This window comes from Leclercia sp. M50, from assembly GCF_037150775.1.
GTDB lineage: Bacteria > Pseudomonadota > Gammaproteobacteria > Enterobacterales > Enterobacteriaceae > Enterobacter.
Genome location: NZ_JBBCPK010000013.1, coordinates 13,323 through 34,539 on the forward strand (window position 1 = coordinate 13,323; position 21,217 = coordinate 34,539).

Annotated in this window: 14 protein-coding genes and 1 tRNA gene; 9 read left to right on the forward strand and 6 right to left on the reverse strand. The window is 56.7% G+C overall.

What is annotated here, in order from left to right:
* Positions 1-181: 181 nt before the first annotated feature.
* The 4 genes from WFM46_RS05015 (at position 182) to WFM46_RS05030 (ending at position 9,693) form a co-directional block, all read left to right on the forward strand.
* Positions 182-4,534 (forward strand): hypothetical protein, encoded by a 4,353-nt coding sequence (locus WFM46_RS05015; protein ID WP_336997183.1) that lies wholly within the window; start codon positions 182-184, stop codon positions 4,532-4,534.
* Between the two features lie 169 nt (positions 4,535-4,703).
* Positions 4,704-6,053 carry a TolC family outer membrane protein gene (locus WFM46_RS05020; RefSeq protein WP_336997184.1) on the forward strand — a complete coding sequence of 450 codons (1,350 nt, stop codon included), beginning with the start codon at positions 4,704-4,706 and terminating at the stop codon, positions 6,051-6,053.
* 102 nt (positions 6,054-6,155) lie between these two features.
* Positions 6,156-8,342, forward strand: coding sequence for a type I secretion system permease/ATPase (locus WFM46_RS05025; RefSeq protein ID WP_442913447.1), 2,187 nt, complete (start codon positions 6,156-6,158; stop codon positions 8,340-8,342).
* Complete coding sequence (locus tag WFM46_RS05030; RefSeq protein WP_180210278.1) at positions 8,329-9,693, forward strand: HlyD family type I secretion periplasmic adaptor subunit; 1,365 nt, start codon at positions 8,329-8,331, stop codon at positions 9,691-9,693. Before WFM46_RS05025 ends, WFM46_RS05030 begins: the two co-directional genes overlap by 14 nt.
* Positions 9,694-9,738: 45 nt before the next feature.
* Here the strand turns inward: WFM46_RS05030 and WFM46_RS05035 are convergent, their stop codons facing one another.
* On the reverse strand, positions 9,739-10,278 hold the full coding sequence (locus tag WFM46_RS05035) for a DUF2058 domain-containing protein (RefSeq protein ID WP_159339639.1): 540 nt from the start codon (positions 10,276-10,278) through the stop codon (positions 9,739-9,741).
* A gap of 34 nt (positions 10,279-10,312) precedes the next feature.
* Positions 10,313-10,849, reverse strand: coding sequence for a cysteine hydrolase family protein (locus WFM46_RS05040; protein ID WP_336997185.1), 537 nt, complete (start codon positions 10,847-10,849; stop codon positions 10,313-10,315).
* A 196-nt stretch (positions 10,850-11,045) separates the two neighbouring features.
* On the opposite strand from WFM46_RS05040, the gene WFM46_RS05045 reads away from it, so the two are divergent.
* The gene (locus WFM46_RS05045; RefSeq protein ID WP_336997186.1) at positions 11,046-12,962 is read left to right on the forward strand and encodes a flagellin N-terminal helical domain-containing protein; all 1,917 of its coding nucleotides are present in this window, start codon (positions 11,046-11,048) and stop codon (positions 12,960-12,962) included.
* A 40-nt stretch (positions 12,963-13,002) separates the two neighbouring features.
* On the opposite strand, the gene WFM46_RS05050 is transcribed toward WFM46_RS05045, so the two are convergent.
* The 3 genes from WFM46_RS05050 to WFM46_RS05060 form a co-directional block, all read right to left on the reverse strand.
* Positions 13,003-13,224 (reverse strand): hypothetical protein, encoded by a 222-nt coding sequence (locus WFM46_RS05050; protein WP_336997187.1) that lies wholly within the window; start codon positions 13,222-13,224, stop codon positions 13,003-13,005.
* A 163-nt stretch (positions 13,225-13,387) separates the two neighbouring features.
* Positions 13,388-13,459: transfer RNA gene (locus WFM46_RS05055), tRNA-Arg, on the reverse strand.
* Positions 13,460-13,534: 75 nt separating this feature from the next.
* Positions 13,535-14,476 (reverse strand): formate/nitrite transporter family protein, encoded by a 942-nt coding sequence (locus WFM46_RS05060; RefSeq protein ID WP_156239452.1) that lies wholly within the window; start codon positions 14,474-14,476, stop codon positions 13,535-13,537.
* Between the two features lie 315 nt (positions 14,477-14,791).
* Here WFM46_RS05060 and mlaA point away from each other — a divergent pair, with 315 nt between their 5' ends.
* Positions 14,792-15,544 carry a phospholipid-binding lipoprotein MlaA gene (gene mlaA / locus WFM46_RS05065; protein ID WP_103180550.1) on the forward strand — a complete coding sequence of 251 codons (753 nt, stop codon included), beginning with the start codon at positions 14,792-14,794 and terminating at the stop codon, positions 15,542-15,544.
* A 47-nt stretch (positions 15,545-15,591) separates the two neighbouring features.
* On the opposite strand, the gene fadL is transcribed toward mlaA, so the two are convergent.
* Positions 15,592-16,914 (reverse strand): long-chain fatty acid transporter FadL, encoded by a 1,323-nt coding sequence (gene fadL, locus WFM46_RS05070; protein ID WP_168194633.1) that lies wholly within the window; start codon positions 16,912-16,914, stop codon positions 15,592-15,594.
* A 371-nt stretch (positions 16,915-17,285) separates the two neighbouring features.
* On the opposite strand from fadL, the gene WFM46_RS05075 reads away from it, so the two are divergent.
* The 3 genes from WFM46_RS05075 (at position 17,286) to fadJ (ending at position 21,183) form a co-directional block, all read left to right on the forward strand.
* Positions 17,286-17,570, forward strand: a complete 285-nt coding sequence (locus WFM46_RS05075; RefSeq protein WP_103180546.1) for a YfcZ/YiiS family protein — start codon at positions 17,286-17,288, stop codon at positions 17,568-17,570.
* Positions 17,571-17,725: 155 nt separating this feature from the next.
* Positions 17,726-19,036: an acetyl-CoA C-acyltransferase FadI gene (fadI, locus tag WFM46_RS05080; RefSeq protein ID WP_114386027.1), complete on the forward strand. Its 1,311-nt coding sequence runs from the start codon at positions 17,726-17,728 to the stop codon at positions 19,034-19,036.
* A complete protein-coding gene (gene fadJ, locus WFM46_RS05085; protein ID WP_336997188.1) occupies positions 19,036-21,183 on the forward strand; it encodes a fatty acid oxidation complex subunit alpha FadJ in 2,148 nt (715 codons plus the stop codon). Before fadI ends, fadJ begins: the two co-directional genes overlap by 1 nt.
* Positions 21,184-21,217: the final 34 nt, after the last annotated feature.

The window sequence follows — 21,217 nt, forward strand, 5'->3', positions numbered from 1 at the left end:
ATTCACAGCATCTATTAATATGGCGCCCTGACCCGTACCTGCATCAATAAATCTGATGCAGAAAGGCGTATTGTTGTCCTGGTTGCACAGCCTATTACGAATACAGATTAAATACTCTTTTAGCATTCTGAGCCTGAGCAATGGATGAATTGGGCGAGAAAAAGATTGTGGGAAACAATATATGAGTGGCATATCCGGGATCGTCAAAGCAGTAATCGGACAGGTCTTTGCCGTCAGCCCTGACGGCAGTAAGCGTTTGCTAACCGAAGGCGACAGTGTTCTCGAAGGAGAAAGCGTCCAGACGGGAGCGGCTGGCGCAATCACCTTATCTCTGGCGGATGGCAAACAGCTGGATCTGGGGCGTGACAGCCAGTGGGACAGTTCAGGGCACGTGGTCACAGAGCCCCCAGCGGCGGTGCAGCAGGATGTTGCTGCCATGCAGCAGGCCATTGCCGACGGGCAGGACCCGACCCAAACCCTGGAAGCGACAGCAGCAGGTCCGCAATCCGGTAATTCTGGCGGCGAGCCAGGCGGCAGCGGCGGCGGGTCACATACCCACGTCGTGCTCGATCTTACCGGCGAAATTGTTGACCCCACTGCAGGCTACCCGACGATTGGGCTGGATTTCCCCGATGATGAGCCCCCGGAAGAATTAACGCTGCTCGATATTGATGATTCTGATGCGGACGCTGACGCTGACGCTGATGCAGATGCAGATGCGGATGCCGATGCGGATGCAGATGCGGACGCAGATGCCGATGCGGATGCGGACGCTGATGCTGATGCAGATGCCGACGCAGATGCGGATGCAGATGCCGATGCGGATGCGGATGCAGATGCTGACGCCGACGCCGACGCGGATGCAGATGCGGATGCCGATGCCGACGCAGATGCAGATGCAGATGCCGATTCGGACGCTGACGCCGACGCGGATTCCGATACTGACGCCGATGCAGATGCAGATGCAGATGCCGACGCTGATGCAGATTCCGACGCTGATGCAGACGCTGATGCGGATGCCGATTCTGACGCAGATGCCGACGCAGATGCGGATGCCGATGCAGATGCCGATGCAGATGCCGACGCCGACGCCGACGCCGACGCCGACGCTGACGCTGATGCCGATGCGGATGCCGATTCGGACGCTGACGCCGACGCGGATTCCGATTCCGATTCTGACGCCGATGCAGACGCTGACGCCGACGCCGACGCCGATGCGGATTCTGATGCAGATGCAGATGCAGATGCAGATTCCGATTCTGACGCTGATGCGGATGCAGACGCCGATGCCGATGCGGATTCTGATGCGGATGCGGATGCAGATGCAGATGCAGATTCCGATTCTGACGCTGATGCGGATGCAGACGCCGATGCCGATGCGGATTCTGATGCGGATGCCGATGCGGATGCTGATTCTGATGCCGACGCCGACGCCGATGCAGATGCGGATGCAGATGCGGATGCAGATTCCGATTCTGACGCCGATGCGGATGCGGATGCTGATTCTGATGCCGACGCAGATGCGGATGCCGATTCTGATGCCGATGCGGACGCCGACGCCGACGCTGACGCCGACGCCGATGCGGATGCCGACGCCGATGCGGATGCGGATGCCGATGCGGATGCCGATGCGGATTCTGACGCCGACTCGGACGCAGATGCAGATTCCGATTCTGATGCGGATGCCGACGCCGACGCCGACGCGGATGCAGATGCGGATGCCGATGCCGATGCCGACGCAGATGCAGATGCAGATGCCGATTCGGACGCTGACGCCGACGCGGATTCCGATACTGACGCCGATGCGGATGCAGACGCCGATGCCGATGCGGATTCTGATGCGGATGCGGATGCGGATGCTGATTCTGATGCCGACGCCGATGCAGATGCGGATGCAGATGCGGATGCAGATTCCGATTCTGACGCCGATGCGGATGCGGATGCGGATGCAGATGCGGATGCCGATTCTGACGCCGATGCGGATGCGGATGCGGATGCAGATGCGGATGCCGATTCTGATGCCGATGCCGATGCCGATGCCGATGCCGATGCCGATGCCGATGCCGATGCCGATGCCGATGCCGATGCCGATGCCGACGCAGATGCAGATGCAGATGCCGATTCGGACGCTGACGCCGATGCTGATGCAGATGCCGACGCAGATGCGGATGCCGATTCTGATGCCGATGCGGACGCCGACGCGGATGCGGATGCGGATGCAGATGCCGATGCGGATGCGGATGCAGATGCTGACGCCGACGCCGACGCCGACGCTGATGCGGATGCGGACGCCGATGCGGATGCAGACGCCGATGCGGATGCGGATGCCGATTCTGATGCCGATGCCGATGCTGACGCCGATGCGGATGCAGACGCCGATGCCGACGCCGATGCAGATGCAGATGCAGATGCAGATGCAGATGCCGATGCGGATTCTGATGCGGATGCGGACGCGGATGCAGATTCCGATTCTGACGCTGATGCGGATGCAGACGCCGATGCCGATGCGGATTCTGATGCGGATGCGGATGCAGATTCCGATTCTGACGCCGATGCGGATGCGGATGCTGATTCTGATGCCGACGCAGATGCGGATGCCGATTCTGATTCTGATGCCGATGCGGACGCCGACGCCGACGCTGACGCCGACGCCGATGCGGATGCGGATGCGGATGCGGATGCGGATGCCGATGCGGATGCCGATGCGGATTCTGACGCCGACTCGGACGCAGATGCAGATGCAGATGCAGACGCTGATTCAGATGCCGATGCGGATGCAGACGCCGATGCGGATGCCGATGCCGATGCCGATGCCGATGCCGACGCCGACGCCGACGCGGATGCAGATGCGGATGCAGACGCCGATGCGGATTCCGATGCGGACGCCGACGCGGATTCCGATTCCGATTCTGACGCCGATGCCGATGCCGATGCAGATGCGGACGCTGACGCCGACGCGGATTCCGATGCCGACGCTGATGCGGATGCCGATGCAGACGCGGATGCAGATGCGGATGCAGACGCCGACGCCGATTCTGACGCCGATGCCGATGCCGACGCAGATGCAGATGCCGACATCAAACTCACCGTCACCGTCACCCCCGGCAGTAAAACCTCCGAGACAACCGATAACGAGATCATCCATGTTAACGGCGGCAGCGGCGATCCTAACGGTTACGATATCCAGAACTGCGTGATTGTGGCGATCGGCAGCAACGTCCATGTCTGGCTGACTCCGGATAGCCCGGATGGCAAGATTCAGGGCGACTTCGTACCAAAGGCCGACAGCCCGGATCAGATCCACTACTACAACAGCCAGGGTAATGCCAACGCCAATAATGGCGACAAAACCCACACCGATATCTTTGTGGTCGGGGACCATACCGGGGGCTATTACCAGCAGGGTGACTGGCCGCAGGATCGCTATGAGTTCAGGCCGCTCAACGGTATCACCGGCAACCAGGACTTACCTCAGAGCAGCGAGGGCAAGGACTATATCTTTGTTCAGGGGAATGAGGCTGATTACACCGTTACCGGTGTCGACCATCCACAGAACGGTAAGAACAATGACATAGATAACCTGCATATCGTCGATAACGAGACCGGGAAATCGCCGTTCCAGAATGCCAACGGCATTGAAGGGGTGGTATTTGGTGACGGACCCTCTTCTGAGCTCGGTGGCAATACCACCGTCAGCTACACGGTGACGCTGAATCTGGATGTCAATCTCGAAAGCTCAGACAGCAGCGATCACCTTAACAGCATCACCCTGAGCGGTATCCCGGAAAACGCGACCTTCACCGGCAACTATGCGAGCGTCAGCTACAACGCCGAAGAGAAGAGCTACACCCTGACCTTTGATAACGACATCTCGCACTTCACCGGCCAGGTGAGCGTTGAGCTGCCGGACGGTCAGAGCGATTTCGGGGAGATCGGGCTGGAAGTAGACTCCACCGCCGCCGATCGACACGAAACCGACTTCACCGTTGACGGAAAAGAGGGCGGGACGTTTGTCAGCGAAAGCCACGGCGGAGAAGAGCACGCCGATGATAACGTTGACGATCGCTCTCTGATGGCTGCCCACAGCGTTGAGGAGAACCATGCTGAAAACGACAGTGAAGAGAATCACAAGCAGACGAGCAGCCTGACGGCTGATGAGCATGACGCCGACCACATTCTGGCGAACGCGGATCACGCCGCATCGTTAATCGATGACGACAACCTGATGCTTACCACCAGCAGTGCGAATAACACCGGCACGCCAACGGTCGATGATGCGCAGAGCGAGAACCTCACGCTTCAGAGTCCGGGTCAGGAGGAGCAGCTGAACTTTAGCGATCTCATTCATGATGAGGAGCATAACGATCTCAGCACGCTGATCCAGGCGGGGCCGCAGAGCGACACGGCGGATGGCCCGGCGGAAGTTGAACATGTTCCTGCTGAAGGCGGCGAGATCGCCGGAACGGAGGGATATGACGCGGGTAACGATACGATGCTCGACAGCCTGATCGCCAAACCGGAAGAACACGCCTGACCGGCGCCGCGCAGGGCTGGTCTGGCGCTGCGCGGCAAATCTTATTCAGGACAGATGAGGGATCCCGTCTGTCCGCAAAATCGCAGGGTACATTTTTCCCCCTCTCTCTGATGGGGTTTCTCTGGTGAATATTGACCAACAATCAAGGGATATGAAGGAAAAAAATAAGATGAAACAGTATAGTCAGTTCGTTATAGGGGCTACTCTGGCGCTAAGCGCCACCTGTAGCCAGGCCACAACCCTGGAGCAGGCCGTGAAAGAGAGCCTGTTATGGCACCCGGAAGTTAACGCCTCGGTAAACAGCCGTTATTCCGCCGATCAGGATCTCCGCGCCGCCAAAGGCGGCTATCTCCCGACCCTGGATCTCACCGCCGGTACCGGCTGGGAGCAAACCGATAACGCCAGCACCCGTGCGGCAGGCGATCACTTGCGCGATCTGCACCGCAGCGAGTCCGCCATCAATCTGCGCCAGAACGTCTTCAATGGTTTTGCCACTACCAGCGAAGTCGGCCGTCAAAAAGCGACGGTCAACTCACGGGCCTGGACGGTGCTGAATACCAGCGAATCTACGGCATTGCAGGCGATCCAGACCTATCTCGACGTGCTGATGCGCCAGAAGATGGTGGCGCTGGCAGAAGATAACCTTAAGAATCACGAGCGGGTGTTCGATCAGATCCGCCTGCGTACCGAGCAGGGGGTGGGGCGTCAGGCCGATTTCGAGCAGGCCCAGGCTCGTCTGGCACAGGCGCGCAACAACCTGCTGACCGAGCAAACTAACCTCGAAGACGCCCGCGCCAACTACCAGAGTATCACCGGCCAAGAGCCTGACACTCTCGTCATGCCCGCCAAAATCGCGGTACCCGCCTCGCTGGAGGCCGCGCGGACCGTCATGCTGGCAAACAACCCGCTGCTGAAACAGGCCGATGCCGATGTGGAAGCGACCCGCCAGCAGTACGAGGCGGCAAAATCGCGATTTTATCCGGATGTGAACGTTGAAGTTGGCCGTACCATGGATAACAACATCGATGGAACCCGCGGTCACAGCCAGGAGTGGCAGGCGATGCTGCGCATGCGCTACAACCTCTATAACGGCGGCAGCGACCAGGCAACGATCACCTCTTACGCCTACAAAATGAAAGAGGCGCAGGATGTGAAAAACAACGCCCAGCGTCAGTTGAACGAAGATCTCCGTCTGGCCTGGAATGCCCTGAAAAACGCCGGACAGCAGGTACCTATCGCCAAAGAGTACGCCGATCGCAGCGTGCAGGTGCGTAGCGCCTATCAGGAACAGTTCAGCCTTGGCGACCGTACCTTGCTCGATATGCTCGACAGCGAAAACGAAGTGTTCAGCGCCCAGCGCCGCTACGTCGAGCTGCAGTTCGTCGATATGTTTACCACCTACCGCATCAGCGCCCGTACCGGCGAACTGCTTAAGAGCCTGAATATTCAGCCACCGACAGCAGCAGAGCCGCTCGGGCAGGCGAAATCTTCCCAGGCAGAACTGCCTGAATTAAAGTAAGACGCCCTGAGAGGCTGACGGGGTTGTTGCTGGCAGAGATAACGGTAACAACCCTCTCTTTTTTTATCTGTGGACCCCGTCCGCAGAACACTGAGGCAGAGAATGACGCCTGATATTGACTCCGCTGATCGCATCGAGATGACCCCGCAGGCGCAGGGCAGGCAGGATCCGCGGCAAAGCCATGACGATCCGCTGCTGGATGCGCTGATGATCGTCTGCAAATTGCATAATGTCGCGACCAGCCGCAACGTGCTGACGGCGGGGCTGCCGCTGGAAGCCCATACCCTGACGACAGAGACTTTTCCCCGCGCCGCCGGACGAGCCGGGCTTAAAGCGCGGCTGGTACAGCGTGGGCTTGAAAACATCACCGCGCTCTCTCTGCCCGCCATTCTCCTGCTGAAGAACAATCAGGCCGCGGTGCTGATTGGCTGGGATGCGCAGCAGCGCGCCCGGCTGCTACCCAGCGAAACGGAGGGCGGTGAAATCACCGTGTCGCCAGAGACGCTGGCGGAGAATTACAGCGGCCGGGTGATTTTTATCTCTCCGGAGCATGAGTTTGATGCCCAGCCGACGGCTACACTGCCGCGTACCAAAGCCTGGTTCCAGGACACGCTCAAACTGTCGAAATCCCTCTACCTGGATGCGGTGGTCGCCAGTTTCCTCGTCAACCTGGTGGCCCTCAGCGCCCCGCTGTTTGTGATGAATGTCTATGACCGGGTGGTGCCTAATCAGGCCACCGCCACGCTGTGGGTGCTGGCGATTGGCATCAGCATTGCCTTTGTGTTCGACTTTGTGCTGAAGATCCTGCGGGGAATTTGCCTCGATCTGGCGGGCAAAAAAACCGACCTGGTGGTCTCCTCGGCGCTGTTCGAGCGGCTGCTGGGGATGAAGATGAAGCTCCGCCCGCAGCGGGTGGGGAGCTTTGCGCAGAATTTTCAGGAGTTCCAGTCGATTCGTGACTTCCTGTCGTCGCTGACGCTGACCGCCTTTATCGACCTGCCCTTTACCCTGCTGATCCTGCTGGTCATTGGCATCATCGGCGGTCCGCTGGTGTTTATCCCGCTGCTCGCTTATCCGCTGGCGCTGCTGGTGAACTGGCTGATCCAGCGCCCGCTGATGTCCCGGGTCAGGAAGACCTATCAGCTCTCTAACGAACGCCAGGCGATGCTGGTCGAGACGCTCACCGGCCTGGATGCCATCAAAATCAACAACGCCCAGAGCGAGCGTCAGTATCAGTGGGAGCACCTCACCGGTCAGCTGAGCAAGCTGGAACTGCGTGTGAAGTCGCTCTCCTATGTGGCGGTGAACTTTACTGCCTGGCTGCAGCAGTTCAGCGGCGTGGCCCTGATCGTGGCCGGGGTCTACATCATTATCGGCGGCAACCTGAGCATGGGCGGGCTGATTGCCTGCTATCTGTTGCACCGTCGCGCCATGATGCCCATCGGCCAGCTGTGTAGCCTCATCACCCGCTACCAGCGCGCGCGAATGACCAAGGCCACCATCGACCGGATGATGGATCTTGAGCAGGAGGTGCAGGACGACGAAGTGCCGCTGAAGCGGGAAACCCTCTCCGGCGCCATTGAGCTGCGCGATGTGACCTTTATCTATCCCGGCAATCAGTATGCCTCGCTCAGCAACGTCTCGCTGACGATCCAGCCCGGGGAGAAGGTGGGGATTATTGGTCGCAGTGGGTCCGGGAAAAGCTCGCTGGCGAAACTGCTGGTCGGGTTTTACCAGCCGGACAGCGGGAATGTGCTGATCGACGGCATTGATGCCCGTCAGATCGATGTTCACGACCTGCGGCACAACATCGGCTACGCGCCGCAGGATATTCATCTGTTCAGCGGCACCCTGCGGGAGAACCTGGTGTATGGCGCCAGCTACGTTGATGACGAGACGATGCTGCGGGTGGCTACCCTGACCGGGGTGCACGAGTTTGCCCGTCGTCACCCCTCCGGTTACAACATGCAGGTGGGTGAGCGGGGAATGAGCCTTTCCGGCGGCCAGCGGCAGGCTGTCGCCCTGGCGCGGGCGCTACTGCTCGACCCGCCGGTGCTGTTAATGGACGAACCCACCAGTTCGATGGATAACACCAGCGAAGATTTGATCAAAAAGGCGCTCGTGCCGGTGATTGCCAACAAAACGCTGCTAATGGTCACCCATCGTGCGTCGCTGCTGACGCTGGTGGATCGTCTGATTATCGTCGACAACGGCAAAATCATTGCCGATGGCCCGAAAGAGAGCGTCATGAGTGCGCTGAAGAAGGGACAAATTCATGCGAATCGTTGAGACGCTTAGCCGCCTGATGAGCTGGCTGTCAGGAGATAAACAGCCCGCACCGTTTACCACCAACGAGGTCAACAAAGCGTTGCTGGATGATGCCCCCCGGGTGGTGCGCGTCACGCTGTGGGCTATCTTCGCCTTCTTTATCGCCATGATCCTCTGGGCATCGCTGGCCAGCATTGACGAAGTGACGCGCGGGGAAGGGCGGGCGATCCCCTCATCACGTCTGCAGAAAGTGCAGAACCTTGAGGGTGGGATCGTGGCCGAAGTCTTTGTGCATGAAGGCGAGGTGGTGAAAGCCGGCGCGCCGCTGCTGCGTCTGGATGATACCCAGTTTCGTTCCAACGCCGGGGAGAGCGAAGCCGACCGGCTGGCGCTCCAGGCGCGCATCCAGCGTCTGACTGCGCAGCTGAACGATGCCACAACCCTGACCCTGGCGCCGGAGATAGTGAAGAAGGCGCCTGAGATCGCCAGCGGTGAGATGGAGCTCTTCGCCAGCGTCAACAAACGCATTCAGAGCGAACTGGCGGGGCTTAACGAACAGCTGGTGCAGAAGAAGCAGGAGCTGCTCGACTTCCAGGGCAAAGCCAGCCAGTACCGTCGTAGCCTGGGGCTGCAGCAGCAGGAGGTCGCCATGTCTGAACCGCTGGTGGCGAAAGGGGCGATCTCCAAAGTCGAAGTGCTCCGCCTGCGTCGTGGCGTGGTAGAGACCCAGGGACAGCTCGACTCCGTGACCCTTGCCATTCCCCGGGCGGAAGCGGCCATCAAGGAGATTGAGAGCAAAGTCAGCGAAACGCGCGGGCGTTATCGCAGCGAGGCGCTGGGGCAGCTCAACGAGGCGCGAACCGATCTCAGCAAGATAGAGGCGTCGGGCAAGGCGATTTCCGACCGGGTGAACCGTACCCTGGTCACCTCGCCGGTGCGCGGCGTGGTGCAGCAGCTGATGGTCAATACCATCGGCGGCGTGATCCAGCCGGGCAACGACCTGGTGGAGATTGTGCCGCTGGACGACAAGCTGCTGGTGGAGGCCAAAATCCGCCCGCAGGACATTGCGTTTTTACGTCCGGGCCAGGAAGCAACGGTGAAGTTCACCGCCTACGACTACACCATCTATGGCGGCCTGAAGGGAACGCTGGAGCAGATCAGCCCTGATACGGTAACCGACAAAGACGGAAAGAGTTTTTACGTGATTCGCCTGCGCACCGATAAAAACCATCTCGGCACGGATGAAAAGCCGCTGTTAATTATTCCGGGAATGGTGGCGTCGGTGGATATTATTACCGGTAAGAAAACGGTGATGGCCTATCTGCTGAAACCGATTCTGCGCGCCAGAGCGGAGGCGTTCCACGAGCGCTGATAAGTATGGAGAAAGGCCACCTCGTCGGGAGGTGGCCTTTAAGTGTTACCACATCAAATCATCAGGCACGACAAAATCGGCGTATGGATCGTCTTCATCCTTCGCTTCCTGCGTCAGCTCGCCGCTGAAGACGATATAGCTCGCATCACGCTGCATAATTTTATTCGCCACAACGGCAGGGATGATGGCGTATTCGCTCTCGCGACCCGCTTCAGCAACCAGACGCGCAATCGCCAGACGGCCATTGACCAGCTGTTTTTGCGTGGTCTTATCCACAGTGATTTTTTTAATCAGATTGCCGTCGGTGAAGTTAAAACTGATATCGCCTTTGGCAATCACAATGCGGTTCATCTCAATCAACTGCTTGATCTGCGCCTTATACTCTTTTGCCAGCGTCGCCTGCTTTTGCTGTTCGCTAAGCTCTTTATCGCGCTCAATTTGCGCCTGCTTATTCACTTCTACCGCTTCCCGGGCTTCGCGCGCCTGGACGCGGGACTTTTTAGCGGTGCGCTGCACTTTTTCCAGCTTTTTACTGCTGACTAAGCCAGCTTTCAGCATCTGCTCTTGTAGTGTGAGTTTGGTCATCGTCGTTTCTGAAATCTGTCAAATGATGGGCAGATTATACCTGTAATTCCACTGCAGGGATAACCTGGGCAAAATCGGCCGCAAGCAGCGCAAGGGTGACGTCATGAATGACTTTTGCACTGAGCTGAGCTTGCCTCAGTTCAAAGCTGATTACCGCATCTTTTAGCACCGTCATCTTTAACCCCAGATCAGCGCCCGCTCTGACGGTGGAGTTAACGCAAAATCCGGCCACCGCGCCAGTGACAACAACCTCTGAAACTTGCGCATCCTGAAGATAATCCAGTAATCCCGTTGAGCTGAACGCGGAGGAGGTGTGTTTGATAAAGACCGGTTCGTTCGCTGATTCTTTGAAGGCGTCCAGGGGTAAGCTGGAGGGGGAACTGGGATGGAAAAGCGAGCCCTGTTCAGGCGTCTGGTGGCGAACGTGGATGACGGGAAGGCCTGATTTTCTGAATTTTTCAATTACAGAGGTCATGTTTTCAATGCTGTTATGCGGGAAGTAATCCACGCCTTGCTGAATTCTCTCTGTGACAAAATTCTGCATATCGATGATGAGTAGTGCTTTTGGCATGTAATGCTCCTTAAACCTTGCCACTGGCAGGGTTATTATCGGTTTTTGGGCATCTTCGTAACGCTGGAACGCATTAACATATTCGCAATTATGCGCCACGCCCCCTACCAAATTTGGTTAAGGCTCAAATAAATCATCAACTAATCTACTGTACGACCGATAACAGCTTCAGAGAAACCTGTATCGGTATATCGAAATGCTGAGCCTAAAAACTAACCTGATGGCGTTAACGCTGCGGGGTCAATCTGCAAAAAACACCTCTGCCCTGGAGCAGTCTATCCGCAATTTGTCTTCCGGCATGCGTATCAATAGCGCGAAGGACAATGCGGCCAACCAGGCGATTGCTAACCGCATGACCAGCCAGCAAAATGGGCTGCAGCAGGCGCAGCGGAATGCTGGTGATGGCTTGTCGATGATTCAGACGGCCGAAGGCGCAATGGATGAAATTAACAATCGTTTGCAACGTATTCGCGAGCTTACAGTCAAAGGGCTCAGTGAATCCAATACCCTGGTGGATGCCGATACCATTCAGGCCGAAATTAACTTAAACCTTAAAGAAATCGACCGCCTGAACGGCTCTGTCGACTTTAACGGCATCAATCTGTTGAATGGCAGTGCGGGTACCGTCGGTTTTCAGGTCGGTACCCGAGATAATGAAAAAATCTCCCTCGATTTATCGAAAAATTTCAGCGTAGAGAGTATCGGCCTGAAGGATTTTGTTATTCGTGGCATCAGCGGTAAGGTTTCAGATATCAATCAGGTTTCTGGAAGCGCCAGTAATATCGACCTGAACAGCGGCAATGTCAGCGTAACCTGGTATCCGACGGGCTCATACAACTCGCCGCAACTGGTGCGAAACGCCACTGATGGCCGGTATTACATTCAGGACACGGGAGCCGACGGCAAGCCAGCTTATTATCAGGCCACCACGGCCGCAATCTGGGATACCGCCAGCGGAACCGGAACTGTAAATATCAGTGCCACCAATGGAACGCCTCTCTACAGCAGCGTCACCCAGCTAAATAGCCGGACCATTACTTCGGTGAGCTATATCGATACCAACGGGGGAATGTTAAGCAATAGTCCCGCGCCGTCATTAAGAGAATCAAACGGCCAGTATTATATTGAGCAGGATGATTTCTATTATCCTGCCACCCTGACGTATGGTTCATCGGGTGCCGTCACCGCACAAATGACCAGCGCCACGGCAAAACTGGATACGGATTTCGCTACACTTCCGGCTGTCGTGATGACTACGCCCAATATTGATGCCACGACCGCAGCGTTGAGCTTCAGGGATGCGAGTAATAATCCGCTTTCCGGCTCCAGTTCCCGACTCCTGAAGTCGGGCAGCCAGTACATTATGGAAGTGGACGATGGCAATGGTAATTTTAACTATTACACTGCCTCAGTAACGACCACGACTGACGGTACGAACAGTTCGCTTGTGGTGACGGCGAATAACGCCACCAGTCTGAATAACTTCTCTGATGTGAATCAGGTCAGCGGGTCGTCACGGGTCACGATGGATCCTGCGAAGGTCAACGTGCGTTATACCGATGCCAAAGGTAATATCTCAAACGATGTGCTGCGCCTGGACGCGGACGGTAATTACTACATGGATGTAGTGAACGGCACTGAGACAAAAAAAGCCACTCTGGTTTTGACTGATGAAAATCCTGCCCGCTTTCTGCTAAAAACGCTGAATGGTCTGGGGGATCTCCAGATCTACTACCAGGCGTCTTTTAGTGCCTCTACGGATGCGGCGACCAACTATACGACCCTGAATATCGCTGAAGTCGGCGATGAGATCCGCCTGAAAAATCCTGAGAACCCTCTGGCCGCGCTCGATAATGCCATTAAACAGGTTGATGAAAGACGCAGCACGCTGGGTGCTGTGGCGAACCGGTTGGAGTCCACGCAAAATCTCCAGGCGACAATGTCTGTTGCGGTCAATGCGTCCCGCTCGCGAATTGAAGATGCGGACTATGCCGCGGAAGTGTCCAGTATGGCCCGGGCACAGATGCTCCAGGAAACGTTCGCCTCGTTAATGACCAAAGCCAACCAGACGCCGCAGGTGGTGTTGTCACTGCTGAATGATTCGATGAAATAACATCCGGTGAGAGCCCCGAGCTTTCGGGGCTCCGTAACGCTTAGCGAATGACGTTACCGCGCTGTACGCAATGCCCATCGTTGCAGTTAACGGCATCTACCCTGGCGGCACGGTGATTTCTTGCCTGCGCGGTAACCGCTGCAGCCGCTACCGGGTGGGCGAAATTTGCGACCACGGCTGCGCGTTCTACAGGGTGAAACACAACCCCAGCAAAGGCTGAGCATGGGGCGATTAAAGCCAGCGCGATCAGGATCTTCTTCATCAACTTTCTCCGTTCAATTTTGTATTATCTGGTGAGCCAGGGATACGTTCTGATGGCGGGAGAGTACATTACAGCAACCCGTTAAGTTGTGTTTATGGGTGCTATTGAACAGAAAGTAACTTACGAAGTTGCGGGAAAAAAAGTAAATCTGACGGCAGGAAAGTGTCCCCTGCAGGAATCGAACCTGCAACTAGCCCTTAGGAGGGGCTCGTTATATCCATTTAACTAAGGGGACAAAGCGGCACGAGTATAACGTCATTTATACAATGCGTTAAGCGCGTGACCGCCTGACTGCTTAAAGTGTCGCCACTCACACCGCTTTTTTGCGTTCTTCCTCTTTTTCCTGCTGGGCTTGCTCTTTCGCTTTTAGTTCAGCTTTACGCTTATTCGACATATCGTTGCGGATCTGCGCATGGCTGAGCAGGGCAAAAATAAAGGTACCGCCGCAGATGTTACCGGCAAGGGTAGGGAGCGCGAAGGGCCAGAAAAACTCGGTCCAGTGAATGGTGCCGTTAAATACCAGGTACAGGATCTCCACCGTCCCCACCACGATGTGGGTGGTATCGGCCAGGGCGATAAGCCAGGTCATCAGGATAATGACCACGATTTTCGCTGAACCGGCCGCCGGGAACATCCAGACCATGGTGGCGACAATCCAGCCGGAGATGATCGCGTTGGCGAACATCTCTGCCGGGCTGTTTTCCATGACTCCCATCCCGATTTTCACAAAGGCGTCGCGGGTGGGCTCATCAAATATCGGCATAAACTCGAACGCCCAGGCGGCGACACCAGTACCGATAATATTGCCGAGCAGTACCACGCTCCACAGGCGCATCAGCAGGCCGAAATTGCCCCAGGTTGGGCTTTGCATCACCGGCAGTACGGCGGTGACGGTATTCTCGGTGAAGAGCTGCTGGCGCGCCATAATCACAATGATAAAGCCAAAGGTGTATCCGAGGTTTTCGATGATTATACCGCCGGGTACCCCTTCAAGCTCGACATGAAAAATCCCTTTTGCCAGCAGGGAGGCGCCCATCGATAATCCGGCGGCAATGGCCGACCAGAACAGCGCCATGGCGTCGCGCTCCAGTTCTTTTTCACCGTCCTGGCGAATATGTTCGTGGATTGCCATCGCGCGTGAGGGCAGGCGATCCTCGTCAACCTCAATCTTCTTTCCCCGGCGATTCTCCTCGCTTTCAACTTCCAGCTCTTCGGTATGGCTATCAATTTTTTCTTCTTTTAGCTCGTCCATCGCAATGCTCCATAGGTTGCAGACACCTTTAAGCGTAGCGCTTTTTCTCCCGCCGCCCGTGGGGAAGCTCTTAAATTCCTGTAATGGCAATAAAGGCGATACATCGCCGACAAAGGCCGTATAAAATTGCCAGCCAAACGAAAACCTAAAGCCAGGCTATTCTGAGATCATACCAGAGAGTGTTTATTGCCCCGATTTGTGGTCGTAGACATCAGTAAACGCGCTGATACAATCACTTACACGTTTACAGACAGAGCGCGAAAGCGCCATGACGGATGGCTTTTGCTGATAGCCATACTTAACAGGGAGAAAGATATGAAACTTCGGCTGTCGGTGGTTGCGTTGAGCACCACGTTGCTGATGGGCTGCGCCAGCTCTGGCGAGCAGCAGGGGCGCTCCGATCCTCTGGAAGGATTTAACCGCACCATGTACAACTTCAACTATAACGTGCTGGATCCGTATGTGGTGCGTCCGGTTGCGGTGGCATGGCGGGATTATGTTCCACAGCCTGCCCGTAACGGGCTGAGCAACTTCACCAGCAACCTCGAAGAGCCAGCGGTGATGGCGAACTACTTCCTGCAGGGCGATCCCTATCAGGGGATGGTCCACTTTACCCGCTTCTTCCTGAACACCCTGTTAGGTATGGGTGGCTTTATTGACGTTGCCGGGATGGCGAATCCGAAGCTGCAGCGCGAACAGCCGCACCGTTTCGGTAGTACGTTGGGTCACTACAATGTGGGTTACGGCCCGTATGTGCATCTGCCGTTCTACGGTAGCTTCACGTTGCGTGATGACGGCGGTGATATGGTCGATACGCTCTATCCGGTGCTGTCGTGGCTGACCTGGCCGCTGTCGGTGGGTAAATGGACGCTGGAAGGGGTGGAGACGCGCGCGCAACTGCTGGATTCAGACGGTCTGCTGCGTCAGTCTTCCGATCCATATCTCATGGTGCGTGAAGCGTACTTCCAGAATCACGACTTCATTGCTAACGGCGGTAAGCTGAAACCGGAAGATAACCCGAACGCCAAAGCGATCGAGAATGAACTCTCCGAGATTGATGCGGAATAAAAAAGAAAAGGTGAGCGCGAGGCTCACCTTTTTTTATCCCTGCGTGATTAGAACGCGTAGTTGAAGTTCATGCCATAGAGCCAGGCTTTACCTTCAGAAGAGAACTCATACGGACCCTCCTGGAACGTCACTTTCTGACCATGCATATAAGAGACACCCGCATCGATGGAGGCATCTTTGTTGAATGCATAGGTCGCACCGGCGCTCAGCCAGAAGCGATCCTGATCCGGAATGGAGATAGAGCGTTTGTCTGCCGGAACCGGGCTGTCATCGAAGGCGATACCGGTACGGAATGTCCAGTTATCGTCCATGTAGTAGGTGGTACCCAGAGCGATGCGGTAAGCGTCACGGAAGCTTTCGTCTTTATAGAAGAGCGTATCACCGCCGCTGTTAGTCGCTTTCAGTTCCTGGAACTGGCTCCAGCTCGTGTAGGTCAGGCTATAGTGGATGGCCCATTGCGGCGCGACTCTGTTATAACCGGACAGTTCCCACATCTCAGGTAAATTCAGGGTCAGAGAACCGCCAGTGGTGCGGCCATCCGTCCCCATTGGCAGACCAAAGTTGCCGAGGATCTGGTTATAGGCTGAAGGCAGGCTGCTCTTATAGTCGCCATCGAAATCGATTTTCACTTCAGAGCGGTAGGTCAAGCCATACCGGTTGTTCTTATCGATTTCATACAGAATACCGGCGTTCCAGCCAAAGCCCCACTCATCACCTTTCAGGTAGGCAATCTGGGTATCTCCCGGGATCCCCGCGACCTGTCGTGCCAGAGCCGGAGGTAATGCGCCGGAGCCTGCAACGATGCGACCCAGGTCACCCGCGTAGCGCTCAATTTTCGCTTTCGCATAGACCGCATCAAAGCCGACACCGAAACTCCAGTGATTATCCAGGCGATAAGCACCGCTCAGGTTCAGGTTGAGGGTCTCCAGGTCGGTGGTACCGCCGTATGCCCCTGCTGCGTAGTTGTTATTGAACTCGGTCGCCAGTCCGTAGTTAGAGGTGACGGATGCGCCCCAGCCGAATTGATCGTTGATTGGTGCGACAAAGTGCAGGTTTGGCACCCATGCTGTTGGCGCGATGTTATCCGCATTCAGGCTTGCGCCCGTTGGCGAGCGTCCGGAGATATCTACATCAGGGTCAACAAAGATGGCGCCTGCGGAGAAGGTGGGACGATCAAACATCATGATCAGGGCAGGGTTACGGCTCGCGTTCCCTGCGTCATCAGCGATAGCACCTTCCCCGGAATAGGCGCGGCCCAGGCCTGAGGAAGAGAACTCATTCAACTGAAAGCCCGCTGACCAGGCGGAGGTGGAGACGATTGCCACTGCGACTGCCAGCGCAGTTTTTTTGAACAGGGTTTTCTGGCTCATGACCATAACCTCATTGAGTTATTTTTATTCAATTTTTGTTACATACCGTAACAGGAGCGCGAAGTGTAGGGTCTGTGGTAACACTTAGAAATCAGACCAGTGGCGAGAGTATAGGTCTGACCAGATAGAATGTTGCAAGGGTGTTTATGAATATTTACCGATATGTTTTTCGAAACGGGATCTGGTTGGCAAAATTGTGACCAGTTCGCGTCCTCCTAATGGGTGATTTTTGTTTTAGATCATTTTTACTTGTGATATTGCTCACTTACCCGGTTTAAAGCCATTAACAACTGGAGCCGCTCCCGCCCGGCGCGTAAAATATCAGCATCGTGTTTATCTCGCGCCATGCGCGAATGAAGAGGAAATCTACTATGAGTAAATGCAGTGCTGATGAAACCCCGGTTTGCTGCTGTATGGATGTGGGCACCATTGTGGACAACACGGATTGCACCGCCTCTTACAGCCGTGAGTTTACCCGCCGTGCCGACGCCGAAGAGACGCTGGCCGCGCTGACCGAAAAAGCCCGCGGCGTGGAGTCCGAACCGTGTGCAATCAACGCCAACTTCACCGAAGTGGAAGGCGGCGTTCGTCTGGACATCGACTTCGTGTTCAGCTGCGAAGCAGAATCCCTGATTTTTCAACTCGGTCTGCGTTAATCCCTTCCCGCGCCTCCCTTCCGGGAGGCGTTTCGTCTCCTCTCTGTGTGTTCGCTCGCAATTTTTCCTCTCCTCGATTGGCTAATGTAAAAATTTAGTTAAGACTGTTATCAGGTCAGACCACTTTGCGCATTTGTTATTCACAGGGGAGCGTTATGAGTCAGGCATTACCGCTAATCACCCGTCAGGGGGATCGCATTGCCATTGTCAGTGGATTACGCACGCCATTTGCCCGTCAGGCGACGGCGTATCATGGCGTACCTGCCGTCGATCTGGGAAAAATGGTTGTAGGGGAGCTGCTGGCTCGCAGCGAAATCCCGCCCGAGGTGATTGAACAGTTGGTCTTTGGCCAGGTCGTGCAAATGCCGGAAGCGCCGAATATCGCCCGTGAAATCGTGCTGGGCACCGGAATGAATGTCCACACCGATGCTTACAGCGTCAGCCGTGCCTGCGCCACCAGCTTTCAGGCAGTGGCGAACGTGGCAGAAAGCCTAATAACCGGTACCATTCGCGCCGGGATAGCCGGGGGTGCCGACTCCTCCTCAGTTCTGCCGATTGGCGTCAGCAAAAAGCTCGCGCGTGTGCTGGTGGACGTCAACAAGGCCCGCACCACCGGGCAGCGGCTGTCACTGTTCTCGCGCCTGCGTCTGCGCGATCTCCTTCCTGTTCCGCCCGCCGTGGCGGAATACTCCACCGGGCTGCGAATGGGGGATACCGCCGAGCAGATGGCGAAAACCTATGGCATCACCCGTGAGCAGCAGGATGCCCTGGCGCACCGCTCGCATCAGCGCGCCGCAGAAGCCTGGGCAGAAGGCAAGCTGGCGGAGGAGGTGATGACCGCCTACACCCCACCATTCCGCGAACCGCTAAGCCAGGATAACAATATTCGCGGCACCTCGACGCTGGCGGATTATGCGAAACTGCGTCCGGCATTCGACCGCAAACATGGCACCGTCACGGCGGCGAACAGCACGCCGTTAACCGACGGCGCGGCAGCGGTGATCCTGATGACCGAATCCCGCGCCAGAGAGCTGGGCCTGAAGCCGCTCGGCTATCTGCGCAGCTATGCCTTTACCGCCATTGATGTCTGGCAGGATATGCTGCTGGGGCCGGCCTGGTCCACGCCGCTGGCGCTGGAGCGCGCCGGACTGACGATGGGCGATCTGACGCTCATCGACATGCATGAAGCCTTTGCCGCGCAAACCCTGGCCAACCTGCAACTGCTGGCAAGCGATCGTTTTGCCCGGGATGTGCTGGGCCGCGCCCACGCCACCGGCGAAGTGGACGAAAGCAAATTTAACGTGCTGGGGGGCTCCATTGCGTATGGCCACCCCTTTGCCGCGACTGGGGCGAGGATGATCACCCAGACGCTGCATGAGTTGCGCCGTCGCGGCGGTGGGTTTGGACTGGTCACCGCCTGTGCTGCGGGTGGCCTGGGTGCCGCAATGGTTCTGGAGGCAGAGTAATGGAGATGACAACGGCATTCACCCTGGACGTGCGTCCGGACAACGTGGCGGTCGTCACCATTGACGCCCCAGGCGAAAAGATGAATACCCTGAAAGCGGAGTTTGGCGGTCAGGTTCGCGCTATCCTCAAACAGGTGCGAGAAAACAAAGCCTTGCGCGGGCTGGTATTTATCTCGGCCAAGCCGGATAACTTTATCGCCGGGGCCGATATCAACATGATTGCCCGCGCTGAAAGCGCCCAGGAAGCGGAAGATCTGGCCCGTCAGGGGCAGCAGATCATGGCCGAAATTCACGCCCTGACCATTCCGGTGATTGCGGCGATCCACGGCGCCTGTCTCGGCGGCGGCCTGGAGCTGGCGCTGGCCTGCCACGGACGAATTTGTACCGACGACGCCAAAACGGTGCTGGGCCTGCCGGAGGTGCAGCTTGGCTTACTGCCGGGCTCAGGCGGCACCCAGCGCCTGCCGCGACTGGTGGGCGTCAGCACGGCGCTGGAGATGATCCTCGCCGGGAAACAGCTGCGTCCGCGTCAGGCCCTGAAAGTCGGGCTGGTAGATGAGGTGGTTCCGCATTCCATTCTGCTGGAGGCTGCCGTGGCGCGCGCGCTGAAAGGCAAACCCGATAGCCGTCGCTTACCGGTGCGCGAGCGCGTGCTGGCAGGGCCGCTGGGCCGTGCGCTGCTGTTTAAAATGGTGGCGAACAAAACCGAGCAAAAAACCCAGGGCAACTACCCGGCGACAAAACGCATTCTTGAGGTTATCCATACCGGTCTGTCCCAGGGCAGCAGCAGCGGCTATGCCGCAGAAGCGAAAGCCTTTGGCGAGCTGGCGATGACGCCGCAGTCTCAGGCGCTGCGCAGCATCTTTTTTGCCAGCACCGACGTGAAGAAAGATCCCGGCAGCGAAGCCGAGCCTGCGCCGCTGGCGTCAATTGGCGTGCTGGGCGGTGGCCTGATGGGGGGCGGGATCGCCTTCGTCAGCGCCAGCAAAGGCAAATTACCTGTGCGGATCAAAGACATCAACCCGAAAGGGATCAACCACGCCCTGCAGTACAGCTGGCAGCTGCTTGATAAAAAGGTCAAACGCCGCCATATCAAAGCCAGCGAGCGCGATCGCCAGCTGGCGCTGATCTCCGGCACCACTGACTACAGCGGATTCCGTCATCGCGATGTGGTGATTGAGGCAGTATTTGAAGACCTGGCGCTGAAACAGCAGATGGTGGCCGAGGTCGAAGCGAACTGTGCGCCGCACACCATTTTTGCCTCTAATACCTCCTCATTGCCTATCGGCGATATTGCGGCCCAGGCCGCGCGCCCTGAACAGGTGATTGGGCTGCATTTCTTTAGTCCGGTAGAAAAAATGCCTCTGGTGGAGGTTATCCCCCATGCCGGAACCAGCCCGCAGACCATTGCCACCGTCGTTAAGCTGGCAAAAATGCAGGGCAAAACGCCGGTGGTGGTGGCTGATAAAGCCGGGTTCTACGTCAACCGCATTCTGGCCCCCTATATCAACGAGGCTATGCGCCTGCTGACCGAAGGCGAAAAGGTCGAGCATATCGATAATGCGCTGGTGAAGTTTGGTTTCCCCGTTGGCCCAATCCAACTTTTGGATGAGGTGGGAATCGATACCGGCACTAAAATTATACCTGTGCTGGAAAGCGCTTATGGAGAACGGTTTAGCGCGCCCGCAAACATTGTTTCTGCAATTTTGAATGACGATCGCAAAGGCAGAAAAAATGGCCGCGGTTTCTATCTTTACGACCCAAAAGGGCGTAAAAGCAAGAAGCGGGTAGACCCGGCGATTTATGGGCTTATTAAGCCAGGCGGCGAGGGCAAACTCTCTGCGACACAGTGCGCGGAACGCTGCGTGATGATGATGCTCAACGAAGCGGCGCGCTGCTTTGGTGAGAAGGTCATTAAAAATGGTCGAGATGGCGACATTGGCGCCGTCTTTGGCATTGGTTTCCCACCTTTCCTGGGTGGCCCGTTCCGCTATATGGATAGCGTAGGTGCGGGTGAAGTTGTTGCGATTTTACAACGACTGGCTGTGCAATATGGGCCGCGGTTTACACCGTGTGACACATTATTGCAGATGGCGGATCAGGGGCTGCGATTTTGGCCAGCAAAGGAAACTGACCTTGTAAATTAAGGTCAAATAAGAGTAAATCCGCCGTTGAAGGGGC

Coding starts and splice junctions, on each gene's coding strand:
- WFM46_RS05015 (WP_336997183.1), top strand. CDS start 182: ATGAGTGGCATATCCGGGATCGTCAAAGCAGTAATCGGACAGGTCTTT.
- fadI (WP_114386027.1), top strand. CDS start 17,726: ATGAGTCAGGCATTACCGCTAATCACCCGTCAGGGGGATCGCATTGCC.
- fadJ (WP_336997188.1), top strand. CDS start 19,036: ATGGAGATGACAACGGCATTCACCCTGGACGTGCGTCCGGACAACGTG.
- fadL (WP_168194633.1), bottom strand. CDS start 16,914: ATGAGCCAGAAAACCCTGTTCAAAAAAACTGCGCTGGCAGTCGCAGTG.
- WFM46_RS05025 (WP_442913447.1), top strand. CDS start 6,156: ATGACGCCTGATATTGACTCCGCTGATCGCATCGAGATGACCCCGCAG.
- WFM46_RS05035 (WP_159339639.1), bottom strand. CDS start 10,278: ATGACCAAACTCACACTACAAGAGCAGATGCTGAAAGCTGGCTTAGTC.
- WFM46_RS05030 (WP_180210278.1), top strand. CDS start 8,329: ATGCGAATCGTTGAGACGCTTAGCCGCCTGATGAGCTGGCTGTCAGGA.
- WFM46_RS05040 (WP_336997185.1), bottom strand. CDS start 10,849: ATGCCAAAAGCACTACTCATCATCGATATGCAGAATTTTGTCACAGAG.
- WFM46_RS05060 (WP_156239452.1), bottom strand. CDS start 14,476: ATGGACGAGCTAAAAGAAGAAAAAATTGATAGCCATACCGAAGAGCTG.
- mlaA (WP_103180550.1), top strand. CDS start 14,792: ATGAAACTTCGGCTGTCGGTGGTTGCGTTGAGCACCACGTTGCTGATG.
- WFM46_RS05020 (WP_336997184.1), top strand. CDS start 4,704: ATGAAACAGTATAGTCAGTTCGTTATAGGGGCTACTCTGGCGCTAAGC.
- WFM46_RS05075 (WP_103180546.1), top strand. CDS start 17,286: ATGAGTAAATGCAGTGCTGATGAAACCCCGGTTTGCTGCTGTATGGAT.
- WFM46_RS05050 (WP_336997187.1), bottom strand. CDS start 13,224: ATGAAGAAGATCCTGATCGCGCTGGCTTTAATCGCCCCATGCTCAGCC.
- WFM46_RS05045 (WP_336997186.1), top strand. CDS start 11,046: ATGCTGAGCCTAAAAACTAACCTGATGGCGTTAACGCTGCGGGGTCAA.